17 protein-coding genes and 1 tRNA gene are annotated in these 18,933 nt (G+C 72.3%); 6 read left to right on the top strand and 12 right to left on the bottom strand.

Features of this window, described 5'->3' with window-relative positions; genetic code table 11:
- Nucleotides 1-66 precede the first annotated feature (66 nt).
- The 4 genes from ehuA to ehuB are packed head-to-tail and all read right to left on the bottom strand — an operon-like array spanning nucleotide 67 to nucleotide 3,020.
- Nucleotides 67-834: an ectoine/hydroxyectoine ABC transporter ATP-binding protein EhuA gene (gene ehuA, locus QRN89_RS12665; protein WP_290349460.1), complete on the bottom strand. Its 768-nt coding sequence runs from the start codon at nucleotides 832-834 to the stop codon at nucleotides 67-69.
- Nucleotides 824-1,474: an ectoine/hydroxyectoine ABC transporter permease subunit EhuD gene (gene ehuD / locus QRN89_RS12660; protein ID WP_290349459.1), complete on the bottom strand. Its 651-nt coding sequence runs from the start codon at nucleotides 1,472-1,474 to the stop codon at nucleotides 824-826. The genes ehuA and ehuD overlap by 11 nt, the downstream gene beginning before the upstream one ends.
- Nucleotides 1,471-2,130, bottom strand: a complete 660-nt coding sequence (gene ehuC, locus QRN89_RS12655) for an ectoine/hydroxyectoine ABC transporter permease subunit EhuC (RefSeq protein ID WP_290349458.1) — start codon at nucleotides 2,128-2,130, stop codon at nucleotides 1,471-1,473. The genes ehuD and ehuC overlap by 4 nt, the downstream gene beginning before the upstream one ends.
- Complete coding sequence (ehuB, locus tag QRN89_RS12650) at nucleotides 2,127-3,020, bottom strand: ectoine/hydroxyectoine ABC transporter substrate-binding protein EhuB (RefSeq protein WP_290349457.1); 894 nt, start codon at nucleotides 3,018-3,020, stop codon at nucleotides 2,127-2,129. Before ehuB ends, ehuC begins: the two co-directional genes overlap by 4 nt.
- A gap of 42 nt (nucleotides 3,021-3,062) precedes the next feature.
- Here ehuB and QRN89_RS12645 point away from each other — a divergent pair, with 42 nt between their 5' ends.
- The gene (locus tag QRN89_RS12645) at nucleotides 3,063-3,554 is read left to right on the top strand and encodes a DUF3830 family protein (RefSeq protein WP_290349456.1); all 492 of its coding nucleotides are present in this window, start codon (nucleotides 3,063-3,065) and stop codon (nucleotides 3,552-3,554) included.
- Nucleotides 3,555-3,596: 42 nt separating this feature from the next.
- Here the strand turns inward: QRN89_RS12645 and QRN89_RS12640 are convergent, their stop codons facing one another.
- Nucleotides 3,597-5,015 (bottom strand): amidase, encoded by a 1,419-nt coding sequence (locus tag QRN89_RS12640; protein WP_290349455.1) that lies wholly within the window; start codon nucleotides 5,013-5,015, stop codon nucleotides 3,597-3,599.
- Nucleotides 5,005-5,958 (bottom strand): D-2-hydroxyacid dehydrogenase, encoded by a 954-nt coding sequence (locus QRN89_RS12635; protein ID WP_290349454.1) that lies wholly within the window; start codon nucleotides 5,956-5,958, stop codon nucleotides 5,005-5,007. Before QRN89_RS12635 ends, QRN89_RS12640 begins: the two co-directional genes overlap by 11 nt.
- 98 nt (nucleotides 5,959-6,056) lie before the next feature.
- On the opposite strand from QRN89_RS12635, the gene QRN89_RS12630 reads away from it, so the two are divergent.
- The 4 genes from QRN89_RS12630 (at nucleotide 6,057) to QRN89_RS12615 (ending at nucleotide 10,816) form a co-directional block, all read left to right on the top strand.
- The gene (locus QRN89_RS12630; RefSeq protein ID WP_290349453.1) at nucleotides 6,057-6,899 is read left to right on the top strand and encodes a maleate cis-trans isomerase family protein; all 843 of its coding nucleotides are present in this window, start codon (nucleotides 6,057-6,059) and stop codon (nucleotides 6,897-6,899) included.
- Entirely contained in the window at nucleotides 6,896-7,633 is a 738-nt protein-coding gene (locus QRN89_RS12625) for a maleate cis-trans isomerase family protein (RefSeq protein WP_290353681.1), read from the top strand. The genes QRN89_RS12630 and QRN89_RS12625 overlap by 4 nt, the downstream gene beginning before the upstream one ends.
- A gap of 109 nt (nucleotides 7,634-7,742) precedes the next feature.
- A complete protein-coding gene (locus QRN89_RS12620) occupies nucleotides 7,743-8,873 on the top strand; it encodes an LLM class flavin-dependent oxidoreductase (protein WP_290349452.1) in 1,131 nt (376 codons plus the stop codon).
- A gap of 257 nt (nucleotides 8,874-9,130) precedes the next feature.
- Nucleotides 9,131-10,816 carry a glycosyl hydrolase family 18 protein gene (locus QRN89_RS12615; RefSeq protein ID WP_290349451.1) on the top strand — a complete coding sequence of 562 codons (1,686 nt, stop codon included), beginning with the start codon at nucleotides 9,131-9,133 and terminating at the stop codon, nucleotides 10,814-10,816.
- Between the two features lie 149 nt (nucleotides 10,817-10,965).
- On the opposite strand, the gene QRN89_RS12610 is transcribed toward QRN89_RS12615, so the two are convergent.
- Nucleotides 10,966-12,822 (bottom strand): putative bifunctional diguanylate cyclase/phosphodiesterase, encoded by a 1,857-nt coding sequence (locus tag QRN89_RS12610; RefSeq protein ID WP_290349450.1) that lies wholly within the window; start codon nucleotides 12,820-12,822, stop codon nucleotides 10,966-10,968.
- 285 nt (nucleotides 12,823-13,107) lie between these two features.
- Here QRN89_RS12610 and QRN89_RS12605 point away from each other — a divergent pair, with 285 nt between their 5' ends.
- Nucleotides 13,108-14,394, top strand: a complete 1,287-nt coding sequence (locus QRN89_RS12605) for a M6 family metalloprotease domain-containing protein (RefSeq protein ID WP_290349449.1) — start codon at nucleotides 13,108-13,110, stop codon at nucleotides 14,392-14,394.
- A 70-nt stretch (nucleotides 14,395-14,464) separates the two neighbouring features.
- Here the strand turns inward: QRN89_RS12605 and QRN89_RS12600 are convergent.
- From QRN89_RS12600 to QRN89_RS12580, 5 genes are all read right to left on the bottom strand, one after another.
- A tRNA-Lys gene (locus tag QRN89_RS12600) sits at nucleotides 14,465-14,538 on the bottom strand.
- Entirely contained in the window at nucleotides 14,529-15,197 is a 669-nt protein-coding gene (locus QRN89_RS12595) for a bifunctional DNA primase/polymerase (protein ID WP_290349448.1), read from the bottom strand. Before QRN89_RS12595 ends, QRN89_RS12600 begins: the two co-directional genes overlap by 10 nt.
- Nucleotides 15,198-15,423: 226 nt before the next feature.
- Nucleotides 15,424-15,783: a DUF8844 domain-containing protein gene (locus QRN89_RS12590; protein WP_290349446.1), complete on the bottom strand. Its 360-nt coding sequence runs from the start codon at nucleotides 15,781-15,783 to the stop codon at nucleotides 15,424-15,426.
- A gap of 98 nt (nucleotides 15,784-15,881) precedes the next feature.
- Nucleotides 15,882-17,228, bottom strand: a complete 1,347-nt coding sequence (locus QRN89_RS12585; RefSeq protein WP_390701694.1) for an AAA family ATPase — start codon at nucleotides 17,226-17,228, stop codon at nucleotides 15,882-15,884.
- Entirely contained in the window at nucleotides 17,225-18,814 is a 1,590-nt protein-coding gene (locus QRN89_RS12580) for a hypothetical protein (RefSeq protein ID WP_290349445.1), read from the bottom strand. Before QRN89_RS12580 ends, QRN89_RS12585 begins: the two co-directional genes overlap by 4 nt.
- Nucleotides 18,815-18,933 lie beyond the last annotated feature (119 nt).

Raw genomic sequence — 18,933 nt, 5'->3', positions numbered from 1 at the left:
GCTCATATCCTGGGGCGCACGTCATTGGCATATGCCAGGGTCACGAGTGGTGTGCGGAGTAAGAGGTCAGAGCACCGCACTGAGAAACTCACGAGTACGTGCGTGCTCGGGGTCGGAGAAGATTTTCTCCGGGGATCCGGACTCGATCACCTTCCCGGCGTCGAACATCAGGACCTCGTCGGATATGTCCCGGGCGAAGTTCATCTCGTGGGTCACACAGAGCATCGTGATGTCGGTGGTGCGCGCGATGTCCCTGAGGACGTCGAGCACCCCCGCGACCAGTTCGGGGTCGAGCGCCGAGGTCACCTCGTCCAGCAGCAGCACCTGCGGCCGCATCGCGAGCGCCCGGGCGATGGCCACCCGCTGCTGCTGGCCGCCCGACAGCTGGGAGGGCCTGGCGTCGGCGCGGTCGGCGAGACCTACCAGGTCCAGCAGCTCGCGGGCGCGTTCCTCGGCCTCGTCCTTGGAGAGCCCGAGCACCCGCACCGGGGCCTCGGTGATGTTCCTCAGCACGGTCATGTTGGGGAAGAGGTTGAACTGCTGGAAGACCATGCCGATCTTCTTGCGGACCTCTCTGCGTTCCTTCTCGTCGGCCGGGAACAGCCGGCCGCCGTTGACGTCGATCGTGCCCGAGTCGGGCCGCGCCAGCGTCATCAGCAGCCGGAGGATCGTGGTCTTCCCGGACCCGGAGGGCCCGATCAGCGTGACGTGCTTGCCCGGGCGGACCGAGAAGCACAGGTCGTCCAGGACGGTGTTGTCCCCGAAGCGCTTGGTGACGTTCGTGAAGCGGATGAGCTCTTCGTTCTGCGTGGCGGGGGTGGTGTCAGCGGGCAAGGCGGCGCTCCAGGGTCCGTACGAGCAGGGATGCCGGGTAGGCGATGAGGATGAAGGCGATGCCGACGACCGTCAGCGGCTCCGTGTACTGGAAGGTCGCCGCGCTCTCCAGCCGGGACTGCTGGAGCATCTCCAGCACGCTGATCCCGGCGAGGAGCGGAGTGTCCTTCAGCATCGCGATCACGTAGTTGCCGAGGGCGGGCGCGATGCGGCGGACCGCCTGCGGCAGGATCACGGCGGTCCAGGTCCGGTGGGCGGGCAGGCTCAGCGCGGTCGCCGCCTCCCACTGCCCGGCGGGTACGGCGTCGATGCCGGCCCGGTACACCTGCGCGGTGTACGTCGAGTAGTGCAGGCCGATCGCGATGGTGCCGGTGGTGAGCGCGGAGAACTGCACTCCCCACTCCGGCAGCACGAAGAACAGGAAGAACAGCTGCACCAGCAGCGGGGTGTTCCGGATGAACTCGGTGACGAGCCCCACCGGCCAGCGCACGAAGCGCGAGCCGGAACGCAGCCCCAGCGCCCAGACCAGGCCGAGCGTGAAGGACATCAGCGAGCCCAGCACCAGGATCTGCAGCGTGACGAGCACGCCCTCCCAGAAACGCGGCATGAAGTCCGCGACCGCGGACCAGTCCCAGGTCACTTGACCACCACCCCCAGGTTCGCCTTGGTCTTCCGTTCCAGGGCCTTCATCGAACGGGTGATGAGGAACGCGAGCACGAAGTAGATCACCAGCGTGACGGTGTAGATCTGCGCGCTCTCCTGGGTCGCCAGCCGCACCAGGTAGGCCGCGAACGACACGTCGCCCACACCCAGCAGCGACACCAGCGCCGTGCCCTTCAGCAGCTCCACCGCCAGATTGCAGAAGGACGGGATCGTCTCGGGCACGGCCTGGGGCAGCAGGATCAGCCGCATCCGCTGCCAGGGCGTGAAGCTGAGCGCGATGCCCGCCTCCCGCTGGGCCGGCGTCACGGAGTTCAGCGCGCCGCGCACGATCTCCGCGCCGTACGCGCCGTAGGACAGGCCGAGGGCGAGCACCGCCGCCCACATGGGCACCAACTGCCAGCCCAGCAGCGGCGGGAGGACGAAGAACAGCCAGAACATCAGGACCAGCGCCGAGGTCCCGCGGAAGACCTCGGTGTAGAAGGCCGCGACGAAGCGGACGGCCTTCGAGCGATGGGTTCTGGCCATGCCGACGCCGAACGCGACGGCGGTGGCCAACGCGGCGCTGTAGAGGGTGAGCTGGATGGTGATCCAGATGCCCGGGAGCACCCAGTTCTGCCAGAGTCCGGAGGTCATCGGCACAGCTCCTTCGCCGTGAGCTCGGTCATCTCGGCCTTGGTGAAGCCGAACCGGCTCAGGATGCGGAAGAGCTCGCCGCTCTTCTTCATCTTGTGGATCTCGGCGTTGAAGGCGTCCCGCAGCTCGGTGTCGGTCGGCCGGAAGGCGAAGCCCCCGCCGTCGATCTTCTTCTTGCCGTCGACGACCGCCGCGAACGGGTCGGTCGCCTCGGCCTTCCTGCTCCTGCGGACCACTTCGCGGGCGGTGAGGGCGGTACCGGCGAAGACGTCGACGCGCCCGGACTCGACGGCGTTCAGTCCGGCCACCTGGTCCTGGAGGATGACGATGTCCTTCTCGGGGTACCCGGCCGCCACGGCGTAGTCGATCTCGGCGTAACCGGTGCCCGTTGCGAATTTCGCCTTGGTCCGTACGACATCCTCGTAACTGCGAAGATTCTTCGGGTTTCCCTTGGGCACGATGAAGGAGTCGAGCATCTGGTATTCGGGATCCGAGAAGATGACCTGCGCGCAGCGTTCCTTGTTGATGTACATTCCGGCCGAAACGACATCGAACTGCTGTGAATTGAGGCCGGGTATGAGGGAGGCGAAGTCGGTCGCCACGGGCTGCACGTTCGCTATCCCGAGCCGCTTGAAGACCGCTTTCGCCAGTTCCGGGGCCTCCCCGGTGAACTCGCCCTGTTCGTCTATGTATCCGTACGGCACCTCGCCCGCGATGCCGAGCCGCACCGTGCCCTGGGATCTCAGCCTGGCCAGGCCGTCGCCGGAGGGGACCCGTGCGCAACCCGTCGCACTGGCAACGCCTACCGCACCGAGTGCGCCGGCGGTCCCCAGGAGCAGGCTGCGCCTGCGTATCGCGTGTCTGGTGTCTGGTGCCGTGTGTGGAGCCATGGCGGCGCGGCTACCCGACCTCAGGCGGGGTATGCGTAAGCAATGGCCGATCGATTCATCGAAGTCTCGCTCACCAAGCGCGGAGTGCACTGCACCGCGCGGCTCCTGGACGACCGGGCGCCGCTGACCTGCCAGGCGGTGTGGGACGCGCTGCCGCTCGGCAGCGACGTGTACCACGCGAAGTACGCACGCAACGAGATCTACGCCCTGTTCCCCGCCTTCGCCGACCGGGAGCCGCCGCTGGAGAACCCGACGGTGACCCCGATCCCGGGCGACCTCTGCTACTTCACCTTCAGCGGCACGGAGCTGGGGACCGCGGCGTACGGCTACGACCGGGACCTGTCCCGGCCGGTGACCGTCGACCTCGCCCTCTTCTACGAACGCAACAACCTTCTGCTCAACGGCGACACGGGCTGGGTGCCGGGCATCGTCTGGGGCCAGGTGGTGGACGGCCTCGACCGGATGGCCGACGCCTGCCAGGACCTGTGGCGCGCCGGAGCGCTCGGCGAGACGCTGTCGTTCCGCCGCGCCTGACCGGGCCCGCGCCCCGGCCCGCCGAGGGCCGGATCACCCGGCCTACCCGGCGGCCGGCGGTGCCGGCAGCGCCGCCGCGCCCGACGCGTAGAGCGCGTGCGCCGCGCGCAGGACCAGGGCGTCCGCGTGGCGGGGGCCGACCAACTGGACCCCCACCGGCAGCCCGTCCTCGTCCACCCCGCACGGCACCGTCGCCGCCGGCTGCTGGGTGAGGTTGAACGGGTACGTGAACGGGGTCCAGCCGGTCCAGCGCCGGTGCCCGGAGCCCTTCGGCACCTCCACACCCGCCTCGAATGCGGTGACCGGCAGCGTCGGCGTGATCAGCAGGTCGTACGTGCCGTGGAACCGCCCCAGCCGGCGTCCGAGCTCCATCCGGACGTCCACGGCCGCGAGGTAGTCGAGCGCCGAGGCCCGCTCGCCCTCGGCGCAGATCTCCCGCAGCCCCGGGTCCAGCAGTTCCCGCTGCTCCCTGCCGAAGTGCTGCACCACGCGTGCCGCACCGGTGAACCACAGGGTGTGGAAGGCGCCCACCGGGTCGGCGATGTCCGGGTCCGCCTCCTCGATGTACGCGCCCAGCTCGGCCAGCCGGCCCACCGCGCCGCGCACCGCCGAGGCCACCGCAGGGCGGACCGCCACCTGACCGCCGAAGGACGGGGAGTACGCGATCCGGAGCCCCTTCACGCCCTCGGCCAGGCCCTCGCCCGTCGCCGTCGAGGGCGGCAGTTGCGACCAGTCCCGCCAGTCCGGGCCGCTGAGCGCGTCCAGCAGCAGCGCCGCGTCCGCCGCGTCCCGGGTCATCGGCCCGGCGTGGGCCAGCGTGCCGAACGGGCTCGACGGATAGAGCGGGATCCGGCCGTACGTCGGCTTCAGCCCGAAGATCCCGCAGAACGAGGCCGGGATGCGGACCGATCCGCCGCCGTCCGTGCCGATCGACAGCGGGGCGGCGCCCAGCGCGACGGCCGCCGCGCTCCCGCCGCTGGAGCCGCCCGCCGTGCGGGAGACGTCGTACGGATTGCGGGTGACCCCGGTCAGCGGGGAGTCCGTGACGCCCTTCCATCCGAACTCCGGCGTGGTCGTCTTGCCGACGAGCACCGCGCCCTGTTCCCGCAGCCGCGCCACGGCAGGGGCGTCCTCGTCCCAGGCCGAGGCGTCCGGACGCACCGTCCGGGAGCCCCGCAGAGTCGGGCCGCCCGCCTGCAGCAGGATGTCCTTGACCGTGACCGGTACGCCGTCGAGCGGTCCCAGCGGCTCCTTCCTGTGCCGGCGCTCGGTCGCCGCCTCCGCCTGCGCCAGCGCCTGCTCGCCGTCGATGCGGACGAACGCGTTCGTGAGGCGCTGCGCCGCCTCGGCCCGGTCGAGGACCGCGCGGACCGCCTCCAGCGGGGAGAAGTCCCCGCGCTCGTAGCCGGCGATGAGGTGACGAGCGGTCAGGGCACTCAGGTCGTTCGGCTCAGGAGTCATGGGAGGGGACGTACCCACGTTTCTTGTCGACCACGTTCGGCAGCGGCTTTCCGGCCGACCAGAGGTCGAACAGTTCGACGAACTGTTCGCCCAGTCGATCGCGCCAGCCCACGGTGTCGCCGCTCATGTGCGGCGAGACGATCAGCCCCGGGACGTCCCACAGCCGGCTGCCGGGCGGCAGCGGCTCCTCCTCGAAGACGTCCAGGGCGGCTCCCGCGATCCGCCGCCCGCTCAGCGCCGCGACCAGCTCGTCCTCGACCACCAGGGCGCCCCGTCCGACGTTGACGAAGCGGGCCGAGGGGCGCATCAGGGAGAACCGCCGGGCGCCGAACATGCCCCGCGTGGCCTCCGTCAGCGGAGCCGCGCACACGACCCAGTCGGCGAGCGCGAGGAGCCCGTCCAGCTCGTCGGAACCGTGCACCCCGGGCCGGGCCGTGCGCCCTGTGACGGCGACGTCCAGGCCCAGCGCCCGCAGCGTGCGGGCGATCGCCAGCCCGATCGGCCCGGCGCCGACCACGACCGCCCGGCCGCCCGCCACCGGCAGGGACTCGCGGTGCCGCCACCGCCGCTGCCGCTGGAGCTCCAGCGTCCCCGGCAGGTCCTTGGCCATCGTGAGCACCAGCGCGGCCACGTACTCGGCGATGGGCTGCTCGAAGATCCCGCGGGCGTTGGTCAGGACCGTGTCCGAGGACGAGAACTCCGGGCAGAGCAGCCGGTCGACGCCGGCGCTCGGGGTGTGCACCCAGCGCGGCCGGGGGCCGCTCCCGGGCCAGGCCAGCCGTACCGCGTCGGAGGTGAAGTCCCAGACCAGCAGGGCGTCCGCCCCGGGCAGTTCGGCGGCGAGGGCGCCGGCGTCGGCGTACCTGACGTCGGCGCGTCCGGTGAGGCTGCCGAGCCGCGGCGGAGGGTCTGCTTCCAGTACGAGAAGAACCGGTACGGACATCGCGCGGAAACCGTTTCTGAACGTCTGACATGTACGGATTGACCCACGCTCGCACCCGAACCTACCGTCGTCAACAAGACGTCGTAAGGGGGCCTGTGATGGACGTGTCCCTCGAGGTTTCGTTTCTGGGCGGCCCCGACCCGCAGCGCGGGATCGGTGTGGTCGCCCCGTTCGACTTCGCACTCGACCGGGAGCTGTGGCGCTGGGTGCCCGACGGCGTCTCGCTGCGCCTGACCCGGACCCCGTTCGTGCCCGTCGAGGTCTCGCTCGACCTCGCCCGGCTCGTCAGCGAGCACGAGACGCTCCGCGAGGCGGTCCGGGCGCTGGCCGCCTCCGAGCCCGAGGTCGTCGCCTACGCCTGCACCAGCGGCAGTTTCGTCGGCGGCGTGGCGGGCGAGCGGGCGATGTGCGAGGCGATGACCACGGCGGGGGAGGTCGCCTCGGTGACCACCTCGGGCGCTCTGCTCGAAGCCCTGGAGGAACTGGGCGCCCGCCGGATCGCCGTCGTCACGCCGTACACGGAGTCGGTCACGCGGTCGCTGGAGGACTACCTGGCCGAGGCCGGGGTAGCGGTCACGGGCCGCGCCTTCCTCGGACTGACCCGGCACATCTGGAGGGTGCCGTACCGGTCGGTGGTGGACATGGCCCGCCAGGCCGTGGCCGGCGCGGTGGACGCCCTCTTCATCAGCTGCACGAATCTGCCGACGTACGACGCGATACCCCAGCTGGAGGCGGAACTGCGCATGCCGGTGCTCTCCGCGAACCAGGTCACGATGTGGGCGGCGCTGCGCAGGATCGGCGTGTACGCCGTCGGTCCCTACCAGGCCCTCCTGATGCGGACCGCCGGTCCGCACGAGGAGCCGCCGCCCCCGCAGGCCCCGCCCGCGCCGCCGGCCGTACCCCCCGTCGCCCAGCCGGAGGAACAGGAAGGATGGACATGACGACCGTCGGACTCCTCTACCCGGGACACTCCGCCGAGGACGACTACCCCAGGATCGCGGTCCTGCTCGACAGCGACATCAGGCTGCCCGTCTTCCACACCGACATCGGCGAGGACGCGCACCGTGAGGACGCGCTGATCGAGATGGGGGCGGCGGAACGGCTGGCGGCCGGGGTGGAGGAACTGCGGCTGGCCGGAGCGGAGTCCCTGGTGTGGGCCTGCACGAGCGGCAGCTTCGTCCGGGGCCGGGACGGCGCCCAGGAGCAGATCCGCGAGCTGGCGCAGGCCGCCGGGCTGCCCGCGTCGAGCACGTCGTTCGCCTTCGTCCACGCCGCCCAGGCGCTGGACGTGGGCCGGGTGGCGGTCGCGGCCACCTATCCGGACGACGTGACCGGGCTCTTCGGGAAGTTCCTGGAGTCGGCCGGCATCGAGGTGGTCGCGGCGCGGGCGAGCGGGATCGTCACGGCCGCCGAGGTCGCCACGTGGGGGCGCGAGCAGGTGCTGGAGCTGGCCCGTGCCGGGGACGACCCCCTGGCGGAGGCGGTGCTCATGCCGGACACCGCGCTGCACACCGCCGCCCACCTCCAGGAGCTGGAGGAGACCCTCGGAAAACCGGTGCTCACGGCGAACCAGGTGACCGTCTGGGAGGGCCTGCGGCTGGCCGAGCGAAGGGCGTGGGCGGACGGCCTGGGCGCCCTGTTCGCCCGCCCGGACCACTGGCCGGACGACGAATAGGACCCCCGCCGGTCCCGCCGGGGGATCTGTGCGGCCCGGCGGGGGGAATAACCGGAGATAGCCTCCTGTTGGTGCCGGGGATCGGCACGACGACGCAGGAGGCACCTTCGTGGACACACCGGACGCAGCGGGCGCAGCCGACGGGATCCGGGGAACGGCGCAGGGCACCGCGCCCGTGCCGCTGTCGGTACTGGACCTGGTCACCGTCGGCAGCGGCAGCACCGCCGGCCAGGCGCTGCGCACCGGCGTGGAGCTCGCCCGGCTCGCCGAGCGGCGCGGCTACCACCGGCACTGGGTCGCCGAGCACCATTCCATGCCCGGTGTCGCCTCGTCGTCCCCGGCCGTGATCCTGGCCCACCTCGCCGCCCACACCGAGCGCATCCGCCTCGGCTCCGGCGGCGTCATGCTGCCCAACCACGCCCCACTGGTGATCGCCGAGCAGTTCGGCACCCTGGAGGCCCTGGCGCCGGGCCGGGTCGACCTCGGCCTCGGCCGGGCGCCGGGCACCGACGGAGCCACCGCCGCCGCGCTGCGCCGCACCGACACGCTGGGGTCCTCCATGCCGGAGGCCGGGGGAGGCGGGGCCGACGACTTCCCGCAGCAGCTCGCCGAGCTGACGCGCTTCCTGGACGACGACTTCCCGGACGGGCACCCCTACGCCCGGATCCACGCGGTGCCCGGTCCGGTGCAGGCCACCGCACCCGGCGGGGTGCAGTCCGTCGCCCGGCCCCCCGTCTGGCTGCTCGGCTCCTCCGGCTTCAGCGCCCGGCTCGCCGGAGTGCTCGGGCTGCCGTTCGCCTTCGCCCACCACTTCTCGGCGCGGAACACCGTCCCGGCGCTCGACCTCTACCGGGACTCCTTCCGCCCGTCGGCGGTCCTGGACGCCCCCTACGCGCTGATCGGCGTCGCCGCGCTCGCCTCCGACGACGCCCGCGAGGCGCGCCGACAGGTGATGACCGGCGCGCTGTCGATGCTGCGGCTGCGCACGGGCCGGCCGGGGCTGATCCCGACGCCCGAGGAGGCCGAGGCGTACGACTTCGCCCCGATGGAGCGGGAGTTCGTGGAGGGCTGGCTGGGGAACATCGTGCACGGCACCCCCGACGAGGTGCGCGCCGGACTGGACGAGCTCCAGAAGCGCACGGGGGCGGACGAGCTGATGATCACGGCGAACGCCCACGGCGGTGGGGCCCGGCTGCGCTCCTACGAGCTGATCGCGGACGCGTACGGTCTGCCCGCGTGAAACCCGGGTGCCGGGGCGGAGTGGTCCATTCCCGAACGGCCTTGCCCGGGCTTCCTGAAGGCAGCCTTAAACCGCTCGTCATCGAGGGTGGCGAGCGGTTGCTTCTGCCCAAGTAGCGCATCTGACAAGGGGTTTCGCTGCGAGACGGGACTGGATTGGTCTAGTCCTCAAAGTGGTTCAGACCATTGACGCGGCGTTCGCGCGACGGCTATCACTTCTCCAACTCCCGTAACGCACACCCCCTTCGGAGGCCGTCCGTGCACGCCCGCAGACCCTTGATCGCCGCGCTCACCACCGCGGCACTCGCCCTCGGGGCGCTCACCGTGGCCGCCGGCCCCGGCTCCGCCCAGCCGGCCGCCGCTGCGGCCCCGTCCTCGGGCGGAGTGAAGATCGCGTACTACGACCAGTGGAGCGTGTACGGCAACGCCTTCTACCCCAAGCACCTCGACACCCGGGGCATCGCGGGCGAGCTGGACGTCATCAACTACTCGTTCGGCAACATCCACCCGACCGACCTCACCTGCTTCCAGGCCAACAAGGCGGCGGGCGACGACGACGACCCGAACGCCGGTGACGGCGCGGGCGACTCGTACGCCGACTACCAGCGCACCTTCGGCGCGGCCGACAGCGTGGACGGGGTCGCCGACACCTGGGACCAGCCGATCGTGGGCGTCTTCAACCAGTTCAGGGAACTGAAGGCCAAGTACCCCAAGCTGAAGATCAACATCTCGCTGGGCGGCTGGACCTACTCCAAGTACTTCCACGACGCGGCCAGGACCGACGCGAGCCGCAAGAAGCTCGTGGCCTCCTGCATCAAGCAGTACATCCAGGGCGACCTGCCCGTCGAGGGCGGCCACGGCGGCCCCGGCACCGCGGCCGGGATCTTCGACGGCATCGACATCGACTGGGAGTACCCGGGCTCGCCCGACGGCCACCTCGGCAACCACTACGGCCCCGAGGACAAGGCCAACTTCACCCTGCTCCTCGCCGAGTTCCGCAAGCAGCTCGACGCCCACGGCGCCGCGAACGGCGGGAAGAAGTACCTGCTCACGGCCGCGCTCCCGGCCGGCCAGGACAAGATCCGGCACATCGAGACGGACAAGATCGGCGCGTACCTCGACTACGCGAACGTCATGACCTACGACATGCACGGCGCCTGGGACGGCGACGGGCCGACCTACCACCAGTCCCCGCTGCACTCGGGCGCCGGCGACCCGACGGACCCGATCGCCCCCGGCACCGAGAAGTACTCGATCGACAACGCCGTCGACGCCTGGCTCGACGGCGACGCGGCCTACGGGATCGCGGGCGGCTTCCCCGCGAACAAGCTCACGCTCGGGTACGAGTTCTACTACCGCGGCTGGAAGGGCGTCCCCGCGGGCGCGAGGAACGGCCTGGCCCAGCCGGCGACCGGCGCCTCGGCGGCCCGTCCCGTCAGCCGGCAGGCGGGCATCGCGCACTACAAGGAGCTCGGCGGCATCGTCGACAACCCGGCGACGACCTTCTGGGACGACGAGGCGAAGGCCGCGTACTTCCACAAGGACGGCGAGTTCTTCACCGGTCTGGACAAGCGGGCGATCCAGGCCCGCGCCGACTACGCGCACAGCCGCGGTCTCGCCGGCGCGATGATGTACTCCCTGCTCGGCCTGGACGCGGGCACGACCCTGTTCGACGAGGTCGTCGCGGCCGTCGGCTCCTCCCCGGTGGACCCGACCCCGACCCCCACCGACCCCACGCCGACCCCGACCCCGACGCCGACGCCCACCCCGACCGAACCGCCTGCCGGATGCACCGCGGCGGCCTGGAACCGGACCTCCACCTACACCGCCGACAACCAGGTCTCCCACAACGGCCGCACCTGGCGGGCCAAGTGGTGGACCCAGGGCGAGGAGCCCGGCACCACCGGCGAATGGGGCGTCTGGCAGGACCTCGGCGCCTGCTGATGCGCCCGGGGGCCCGCTCGCGGAGCACGCCTCTCCGAGCACCACCCCCTGAGCACCACCCTCCAGAGCACCGCCCCCGCCCGGGCCGTCACGGTCCGGCCGGGGGCGGTTTCCATGCCGGGCCGTGCCGACGGGTCCTGTCCTTCGGATCAGACCGCGAGCGGACTGACGCCGATCATCCCGGCGATCCGGTCCGGCGCCACCGCGCGCGAGTACAGCCAGCCCTGGCCGGTGTCGCAGCCGATGCGCCGCAGCCGTTCCGCCTGGCCCGCGGTCTCGACGCACTCGGCGGTGACGGTGAGGCCGAGCCGGTGGGCGAGTTCGACCATCGCCTCGACGATCGTCTCGTCGGCGGGGTTCGGGTGCGTGCCGTCGTCGTAGCGGAAGCCGCGCACGAACGATCCGTCGAGCTTGAGCACGGAGACCGGAAGACGGCTCAGATAGGCCAGGTTGGAGTAGCCCGTCCCGAAGTCGTCGATCGCGATCCGCACCCCCATGTCGCTCAGCGCCTGGAGCACCTGCAGCGGACGCCCCGCCGAGCCCATCACCGCGGACTCGGTGAGCTCCAGCTGGAGCAGGTGCGGCGCGAGACCCGTCTCCTCGAGGATCCCGGCCACGTCGGCGACAAGGTCGGAGTCCCACAGCTGGCGCACGGCGACGTTGACGCTCACGAAGAGCGGGGGGTCCGCGGGGTGTTCGAGCTCCCACGCACGGGCCTGCCTGCACGCGGTGCGGAGGATCCAGCGGCCCAGCTGGACGATCGAACCGTCCTCCTCGGCGATTCCGATGAACCGATTCGGCGCGAGCGTGCCGAACTGCGGGTGCCGCCAGCGCACCAGGGCCTCCACGCCCCGGACCGCACCGTCCGCCATGCACACGAGCGGCTGGTACTCCAGCGTGAACTCCCCCCGCTCCACCGCCGGTCTGAGCATGGACGACAGTGCCTGACGGGTCATCCGGTGGGCGTTGCGCTCCGGGTCGAAGAGCGTCCAGCGGGCCTTGCCGTCGGCCTTCGCCCAGTACAGCGTCGTGTCCGCGTCCTGCATCAGCTCGGTCGCGGTGGTGCCGTCCGCCGCGCGCTCCACCACACCGATCGAGGCGGACACCGACAGCCGCTGCCCGGACAGGTCGAACGGCTGCTGGAGCGCGGCCAGTACGGACCGTGCCAGATCGGCGAGCTGCTCCGTACCGGTGGAGTCCTCCACCAGGACGGCGAACTCGTCGCCGCCGAGCCGGGCCACGAGATGGCCGCCGCCGCGCGACTGGCCGTCCCGGTCCGCGCACTCGGTCAGCCGGGCCGCCACCGCCGTGAGCAGCCGGTCGCCCACCCGGTGGCCCAGGGTGTCGTTGACCGCCTTGAAGCCGTCGAGGTCGAGGTAGCACAGCCCGATCCGGCCCGTGCCGCCGTGCTCGTACGACGAGGAGTCGAGTGCGGTGCTGAGCCGCTCGAAGAACAGGGTGCGGTTGGGCAGCCGGGTCACCGGGTCGTGCATCTGGAGGTGGCGCAGCCGTGCCTGGAGTTCGCGACGCTCGCTGACGTCCGTGACCGAGAGCAGTACCCGCCCGCCGCCCGGCACGGGAGCGACCGTCACCTCGGCCCAGACGGGATGACCGTCCGCGTGTTTGAGCCGCCGGGTGCACCGGAACCGTGAGCTCCGCCCGTTCAGCACCTCTCCGTAGGCCAGCAGGGAGCGGCCGTCCGAGGCGAGGTCGACGAGGTCGGCGGCGGGCCGGGAGCAGAGGGCGTCCGGTTCGGCGCCGAGGAGCGCGGCGAGCGCGTCGTTCGCTGAGACGACGAGGCCCTCGTGGTCGACGAGGGCCATGGCGAGCTGGGAGGCGTTGAACGCGGCGCGGTAGTCCGCGAGTTGCGCCCCGGCCGGCAGGCCGGGGGCGGCGTCCGCCGGACCGGAGAGGGGCGCCGGGCGCTCACCCTCCGTGAGGGATGGATGGGCGCTTCCGGGTGCCGCGACGGTCGCGGGGCCCCGTCCTTCCGTGTGTCCGCTCACCGCTCGCTCCCGCAGTGCAGTCGTGTCGTTCAGCCCAGTCCGGGGCCGGAAACTCGGGAAAGTGTGCCGATCATAGAGGCTGGCCGGGTGGGCGTTCCAGCTTCGGGACCGTGATCAGGAGCACGGGAAGGTCCAGACCGATCGTTTCTGCACGGGTGAGAGCCAGGCCAGGGCTCTCGTGATCGGTTGTGACTTTCTGTGTATCACCGGGGTGTCGTCGTCTGCTCACCCGACCGGTGCAGCGGAACAGTGCGAATCATCATAAAACCGCACAAGCTGGGTTGGATGTCCCGCATTCCGCAGCCGGAGGTCCACGTGGAGGGTCAGCAGACGCTCGAGGATCCACCCGACGGGGTGGAACGGCCGACCCTGCGCGCCGGCGCCGCGGTGTTCACCTCCCTGGTGGCCCTCGCCGCGACGACCCTCGCGGCCGGTCCCGCCTCGGCCGACACCTCCCCGCACCCCTGCGCCCTGCCCCGGACCGCGGCCCACCACTCGCTCGGACTGGACAGCTGGAACTCCGCCTACCCGCGGCCCGACCGCGTCGTCGACGCCGTCATGGTCTTCCTCTCCTTCCCGGACTCCACCCCGCTGACCAGGCCCGACGACCTCGTCGCCGACCACTTCCCCGCGACCGGCGACTTCTTCCGCAGCGCCTCGTACGGGAAGTTCCTGCTGCGGCCGCACCCCGTGCGCAAGTGGATCCGGATGCCGAAGGCGTCGACCGAGTACCGCATAAAGCGGGACTGGGACGCCGGACGGCGCGCCGCGTACCTGAGGGACGCGGTCTCCGTCGCGGACCCGCTCGTGGACTTCTCCCGCTACGACGTCGTCTACCTGGTCGCCGACCCGGACGCCCCCGGGGTGGACTCCGACGCGACGAAGGTGGTCAATTTCGAGCAGGCGACCAAGGCCGACGGCACCGAGTTGAAACGGGCCGTCACGGTGTTCGAGCGCCATCCGCCCGACCGTCACGTCCTGGCGCACGAGACCGGGCACGTGTTCGACCTGCCCGACCTCTACCACCGGCCCACGGACGGCAAGGGCGACTGGGACACCCACGTGGGGGACTGGGACGTGATGGGCAGCCAGTTCGGCCTCGCGCCGGAGTTCCTCGGCTGGCACAAGTGGAAGCTGGGATGGCTGGACCGGGACCAGGTCCGGTGCGTCACCGGCCCCGCCGACCGCGTACTCACACTGGAGCCGCTGGCGGCCGCGCCCACGCCCGGACGCCCCGCGGGGACCAGGCTGGCGGTCGTCAGGACCGGGCAGAACAGTGCGCTGGCCATCGAGGCGCGCGGGGCGACGGGCAACGACCGGGACACCTGCAGGGAGGGCGTCCTGCTCTACCGGGTGCGGAACGAGGAGGCCTCGGGCGCCGGCCCCGTCGAGGTGATCGACACCCATCCGAGGAGCGGCGCCTGCTGGGACCGCTCGGTCTACCCGCAGCTGGCGGACGCCCCGCTCGGCGTGGGTGAGTCCTTCACCGTGCCGGGCGAGCGGGTGCGCGTCGAGGTGGCGGACCGTACGCGGACGGGAGCGTGGACGATCAAGATCACGACGGTGCGTTGAGCGGGCGGACGGACCACCGGCCGCCATCACGAAGAAGCCCCCCGCTTCCGCGAGGGGCTTCTTCCGTCTGTGCGCCGCCAGGGACTCGAACCCCGGACCCGCTGATTAAGAGTCAGCTGCTCTAACCAACTGAGCTAGCGGCGCCTGCTGACGTCGTAGACCTTAGCACCCTGATCGGCGGGAGGAAAAATCGATATACGCACCGTCGCCGCGGAGGTCGTACGGGCCGCCCGCACACAGGCCCAGAGCAGCACTTCCGGTCCCGGGAGCCACGGGTGCCGGGTGTCGGGGGCGACCACCCAGCGCGGACCGGTGCCACCCGCGGGCACCGGGGCGAGCGGCGGAACCGTGATCGCGTCGCCCGTGCCGTGGCAGAGCAGGGGCGGCACGGACCCGCCCCACTCCTCCCACTCCAGCAGGCTCGGCAGCCGCTGGGCCGTCCCGGGGGCGACGAACAGCAGCATCCTGCCGCGGTGGTGTGCGACCGGCCCCGACCCGGGGCCCTCCGACCACAGCCGGTCGAGCATCCGGCGCCCGAACATCGCGGGCACGTTCACCACGTCGAAGACGCCGCTCCCGCACGACACGACGAAGGGCGCGGACGGCCGCGACTCCCACAGCGCCAGCGAGGACCGCGGGTGCGTGCCGGCGGACGCGAGCCAGTCCGCGCCGGGCGCGGTGATCTGGGCGGTGTGGTGCCGCCCGTCCTCCCTGAGGAAGGCGAAGATGTCCCGCCGCCGCTCGTCGTGAAGGGCGGGACTGCACGGTGCGGCGCTGATGTCGTCTCGCGGCCGAGTACTCATGACGATTACGTGTACGCGGAGTCATCGACCGGTTTCCAGCAGTTGCCGAAATCGGGGACAGCGGGCGGGGGGAGGAGTATCTTGCCCCCCGGCATCCCCGGAGTCATATGCGGACGGCATCGGATGAGCGGGCCCGGACCCTCGTATGAGGCGGCGCCGGGCGTCCGCCGCGCGGGTGACGCTCCAGGGCCGGGCCGTCCCCCGTTTGAGCGGCGCCGGACACGGCCTACGGCCGGGGCGCCGGTCGGGGGTCGGGCCCCCGCAGCAGATCACGGCCGAAGTCGATCATGCGCTTCGCATAGTCCTCGCTCCACTCCGCCCGGCGCGCGATCTCCTCCGCCGTCAGCCGGTCGAAGCGGCGCGGGTCGGCGAGCTGCGCGGCGGCGATCGCCTGGTACTCCAGGGCGCGGTCCGTCGCCGCCTGGAACGCCTGCGTGAGCTCGGTCGCCCGTGCCAGCAGGTCCCGGGGGTCCTCGATCGACTCCAGATCGAAGAAGTGCTCCGGGTCGGAGGCGACCTCCGCGGGCTCGAAAAGCAGCGGTGAGGGCCGTACCCGCCGCTCGCTCCGCCCCGACGACTCCGCCATGCGCATCTCCTTCTCGTGCTTCCGGACCACCCCATTGTCCCGCTCCGCACAAGAGGGCAGGGACGGACGGCCCGGGCCCGGAAACCGGGCCGGGTCCGTTACGGCGTCCAGGTGACGCGGTGCTCCTCCAGGTGCGAGAGCACCGCGTGGTTCGCCTCCCAGCCGTCCGGGAACTTCACCGTGACGCCGAGTTGCACCGGCTCCGTCGACGGATGCTCGTCGAGCAGGTCGGTGACGCCGGCCCGGCACACCACGATGCAGGCGTGACGGTGCCGGGACGCCAGCACGCAGAGACGGCCCGTCTCCAGGTGGAAGGCCGTCGCGTCCGGGCGGCCCGACAGGGGGTGGAGCACGACGGTGACATCGAACTCCCGGCCCTGGAGCCGGTTGGCCGTGTCCACCGTCACACCCCCCACGCCCAGCTCCGCGAGCGCCGACCGCACCGCGGCGGCCTGGTCGCGGTGGGCCGTGCCCACGGCGACGCGGTCCGCGGTGAGCGGCACCGGGTCCGGGGAGCGCTCCGAGACCGACGCGCCTCCGCGGTCCAGCAGCCGCCGGACGACCAGTGCCACGGCGCGTACCGCCTCCGGATCCGTGCGCGGGGTGTGCCGGGCGGGCAGCTCCAGCAGGCCCCAGCCGGACTCGGCCGCCTCGTCCAGCACCCGGTCGGGGCCCGAGCCGTCCGACGCGACGCCGAACGCCAGCCGCCGGTCGCCCGCCCCCGTACCGCTGCGGAAGGGCGTGTACGGGTAGAACGCCCCCGAGACCAGGGGCGCGGCCGAGGCCGGCAGCCGCCAGGACACGGGCAGCCGGTGCTGCGGCAGCTCCGGGTTGTGGGCGAGCAGCGTGGACACCGCGCTCGCCGACGGGTCGTACGACAGCCCGGCCCACTGCTCGGCCCCGACCACGGAGAACGGGTCGAGCTGGCCCGGGTCCCCGACGAACAGCGCCCTCTCGAACAGCCCCGCCACGGCCAGCAGCGCGTCCGAGCGCATCTGGTACGCCTCGTCCACGATCGCGTGGCGCCAGGGCTCGACACCCTTGACGTGCGCCCATTTCGCGGCGGTCGAGATCACCACGTCCAGCCCGGCGAGGTCGCCGGCCTTCGCCGACTTCCGTACGTTCGGGAGTCCGTCGAGCGTCCTGTCGTACGGGTCGGGGTCGTTGCTGTGCAGCCGGCCGACCGGGAGCTCCGGCTCCTTCTCCGCGAGCCGCACCACCAGGTCGTCGACCTGGGCGTTGGTCTGCGCCACGACCATCAACGGGCGCCCGGCCGAAGCGAGTTCGCGTGCCGCCCGCACCACGAGCGTCGACTTCCCGGCGCCCGGAGGGGAGTCCACGACGACACCGCGCGCATCCCCGTGGAGGGTGTCCTCCAGGATGGCCGCGGTCGCGCGGGCGGCCTCCGAGCCGGGGTCGAACAGCGGGATCACGGTACCCGTCACAGCAGGTCCTCCGGGGTCACGGCGTCGGGGCTCTCGGCGGCGTCGGTACGCGGCGGACCGCCGTGCGTCCACGGCGTGTCCTCCGGCTCGGGCAGTTTCGGCCCGCCGCGCTGGTCGTGTTCGAACAGCGTCCAGGCGACGGTCTCGCCCGCTTCCGGCACGGACCCCTCCGCCGGGTCCCTGGAACGGCCCATCCTGTCCAGCAGCCGCAGGACGATCGCGCCGTCCTCCTCGTACCGCACGAACTCGGCGGACTGCGGCTTTCCGTCCAGCGAGCGGTAGGCCTTCACCCCGGCGCCCAGATGGGGGCTGTCGTCCGAACGCACCGTCAGCAGCGGTCGGGGCGAGGGGCGTTTGGACTCGGACCAGGCCATGACCACCTCGGTGATCACGCCGACGAACGCCTCGCCCGCGAGCCGCCGCCCCGCCAGCACCAGCGGATCGTCCAGCGCCTCCTGCGCCTCCAACTGCGCCTGGGCCGTCTCGCGGGCGGCCAGCTTCTGCGCGGCGGTCACCGCGTCGTCGCGGCGCGGCTGAGGGGGCTCACCGGCCCGCACCCGGTCGCGGTGAGCGGTGAACGACCAGCGGTCGCGGGTCCAGCGGTCGGCGACGTGCGGGCCCTCCGGGAGTGCCCGGAGCAGGCCGATGCCGTCCCACACGGCGTCCCACGTGGGCCGCAGCACTCCTTCGAGCAGCGCGCGGATCTCCCGCTCGGCCGAGGTGAGCCGGGCCAGTTGCTCGTCGGCAGCGGCGCCGTCCTCGGCGGCGGCGAGCGCCTGGCGTGCACGGTCGTACCGCTCCATCGCGGGCGCGAGGAGCTTGTTGTCGAACGCCGGGTCCGTCGCGGGCCCGGCCGGCGGGCACACCAACTGGCCCCGGCCGTCCCGCTCCACCTCGGCCCGGAGCGCCGCCTCGGCGCCGGACCCGCCGTCCGGCGGGGCGATCCAGGCGAGCAGCGCGCCCAGGTGCTGGTCCTCCAGATGGGACTGCCCGGTCGCCCAGTGCCGGCCCAGCGCGTCCGTCATCGCGAGCAGCAGGGACGAGCCGGGCACCCGGGCCCGCTCGCCGTAGTGCGTCAGCCAGCGCCCGAGCAACGGCACTCGCGGGGGCGCCGGGTAGGGCGTGTCGGGGTCCTGCTCGGCGGTGCGGCGGAACCGCATGGACCGCCCCAGGAGGCGCACGAAGTCGACGCCGGGCCTGCTGGGCACGACGAGCTGGGGCGCGTCCGCGCACAGCTCCACCTCGACCTTGACCCGCTTGCCGGTCTCCGGGTCCGTCTCGTTGCGCTCGGCGGGCTCCACGTCGTCGGCGTAGCCGTCGAGGTACGGAAGCAGCGTCTCCGCCAGCTCGGCGAGGAAGGCGAACCGCAGCTCACGGTCCCTCGGCTGGGCGACGGCCAGCAGACGCGGCGCGTCCCGGTCCGTGCCCACGAGCGCCCCGAGCGGGGCGCCGGCCTCACCGGCCGTGGTGAGGGGGACGAACACCAGTGGGCGCGACGAGAGATGCCGGTGCCGCACGGTGGCGAGCGGCTGCGCCCGCCCGCTCTCGACCGCCTCAAGCCGGGCGAGCGTGTTGATCAGCGACATCCCGGCCCCCTCAGGACGGCGTCCGTCACCGAGGCCGCGCCCCTCGCGTGGGAGCCGGCCGCTGCGCACCCGGGCCTCGCATCCCGGCCCGCGCAGGCGGTGCCCCGCCTCGTCGTGGT

The organism is Streptomyces sp. HUAS CB01 (assembly GCF_030406905.1).
GTDB classification, from domain to species: Bacteria; Actinomycetota; Actinomycetes; order Streptomycetales; family Streptomycetaceae; genus Streptomyces; species Streptomyces chengbuensis.
This window is presented reverse-complemented; position numbering and strand designations above follow the sequence as displayed.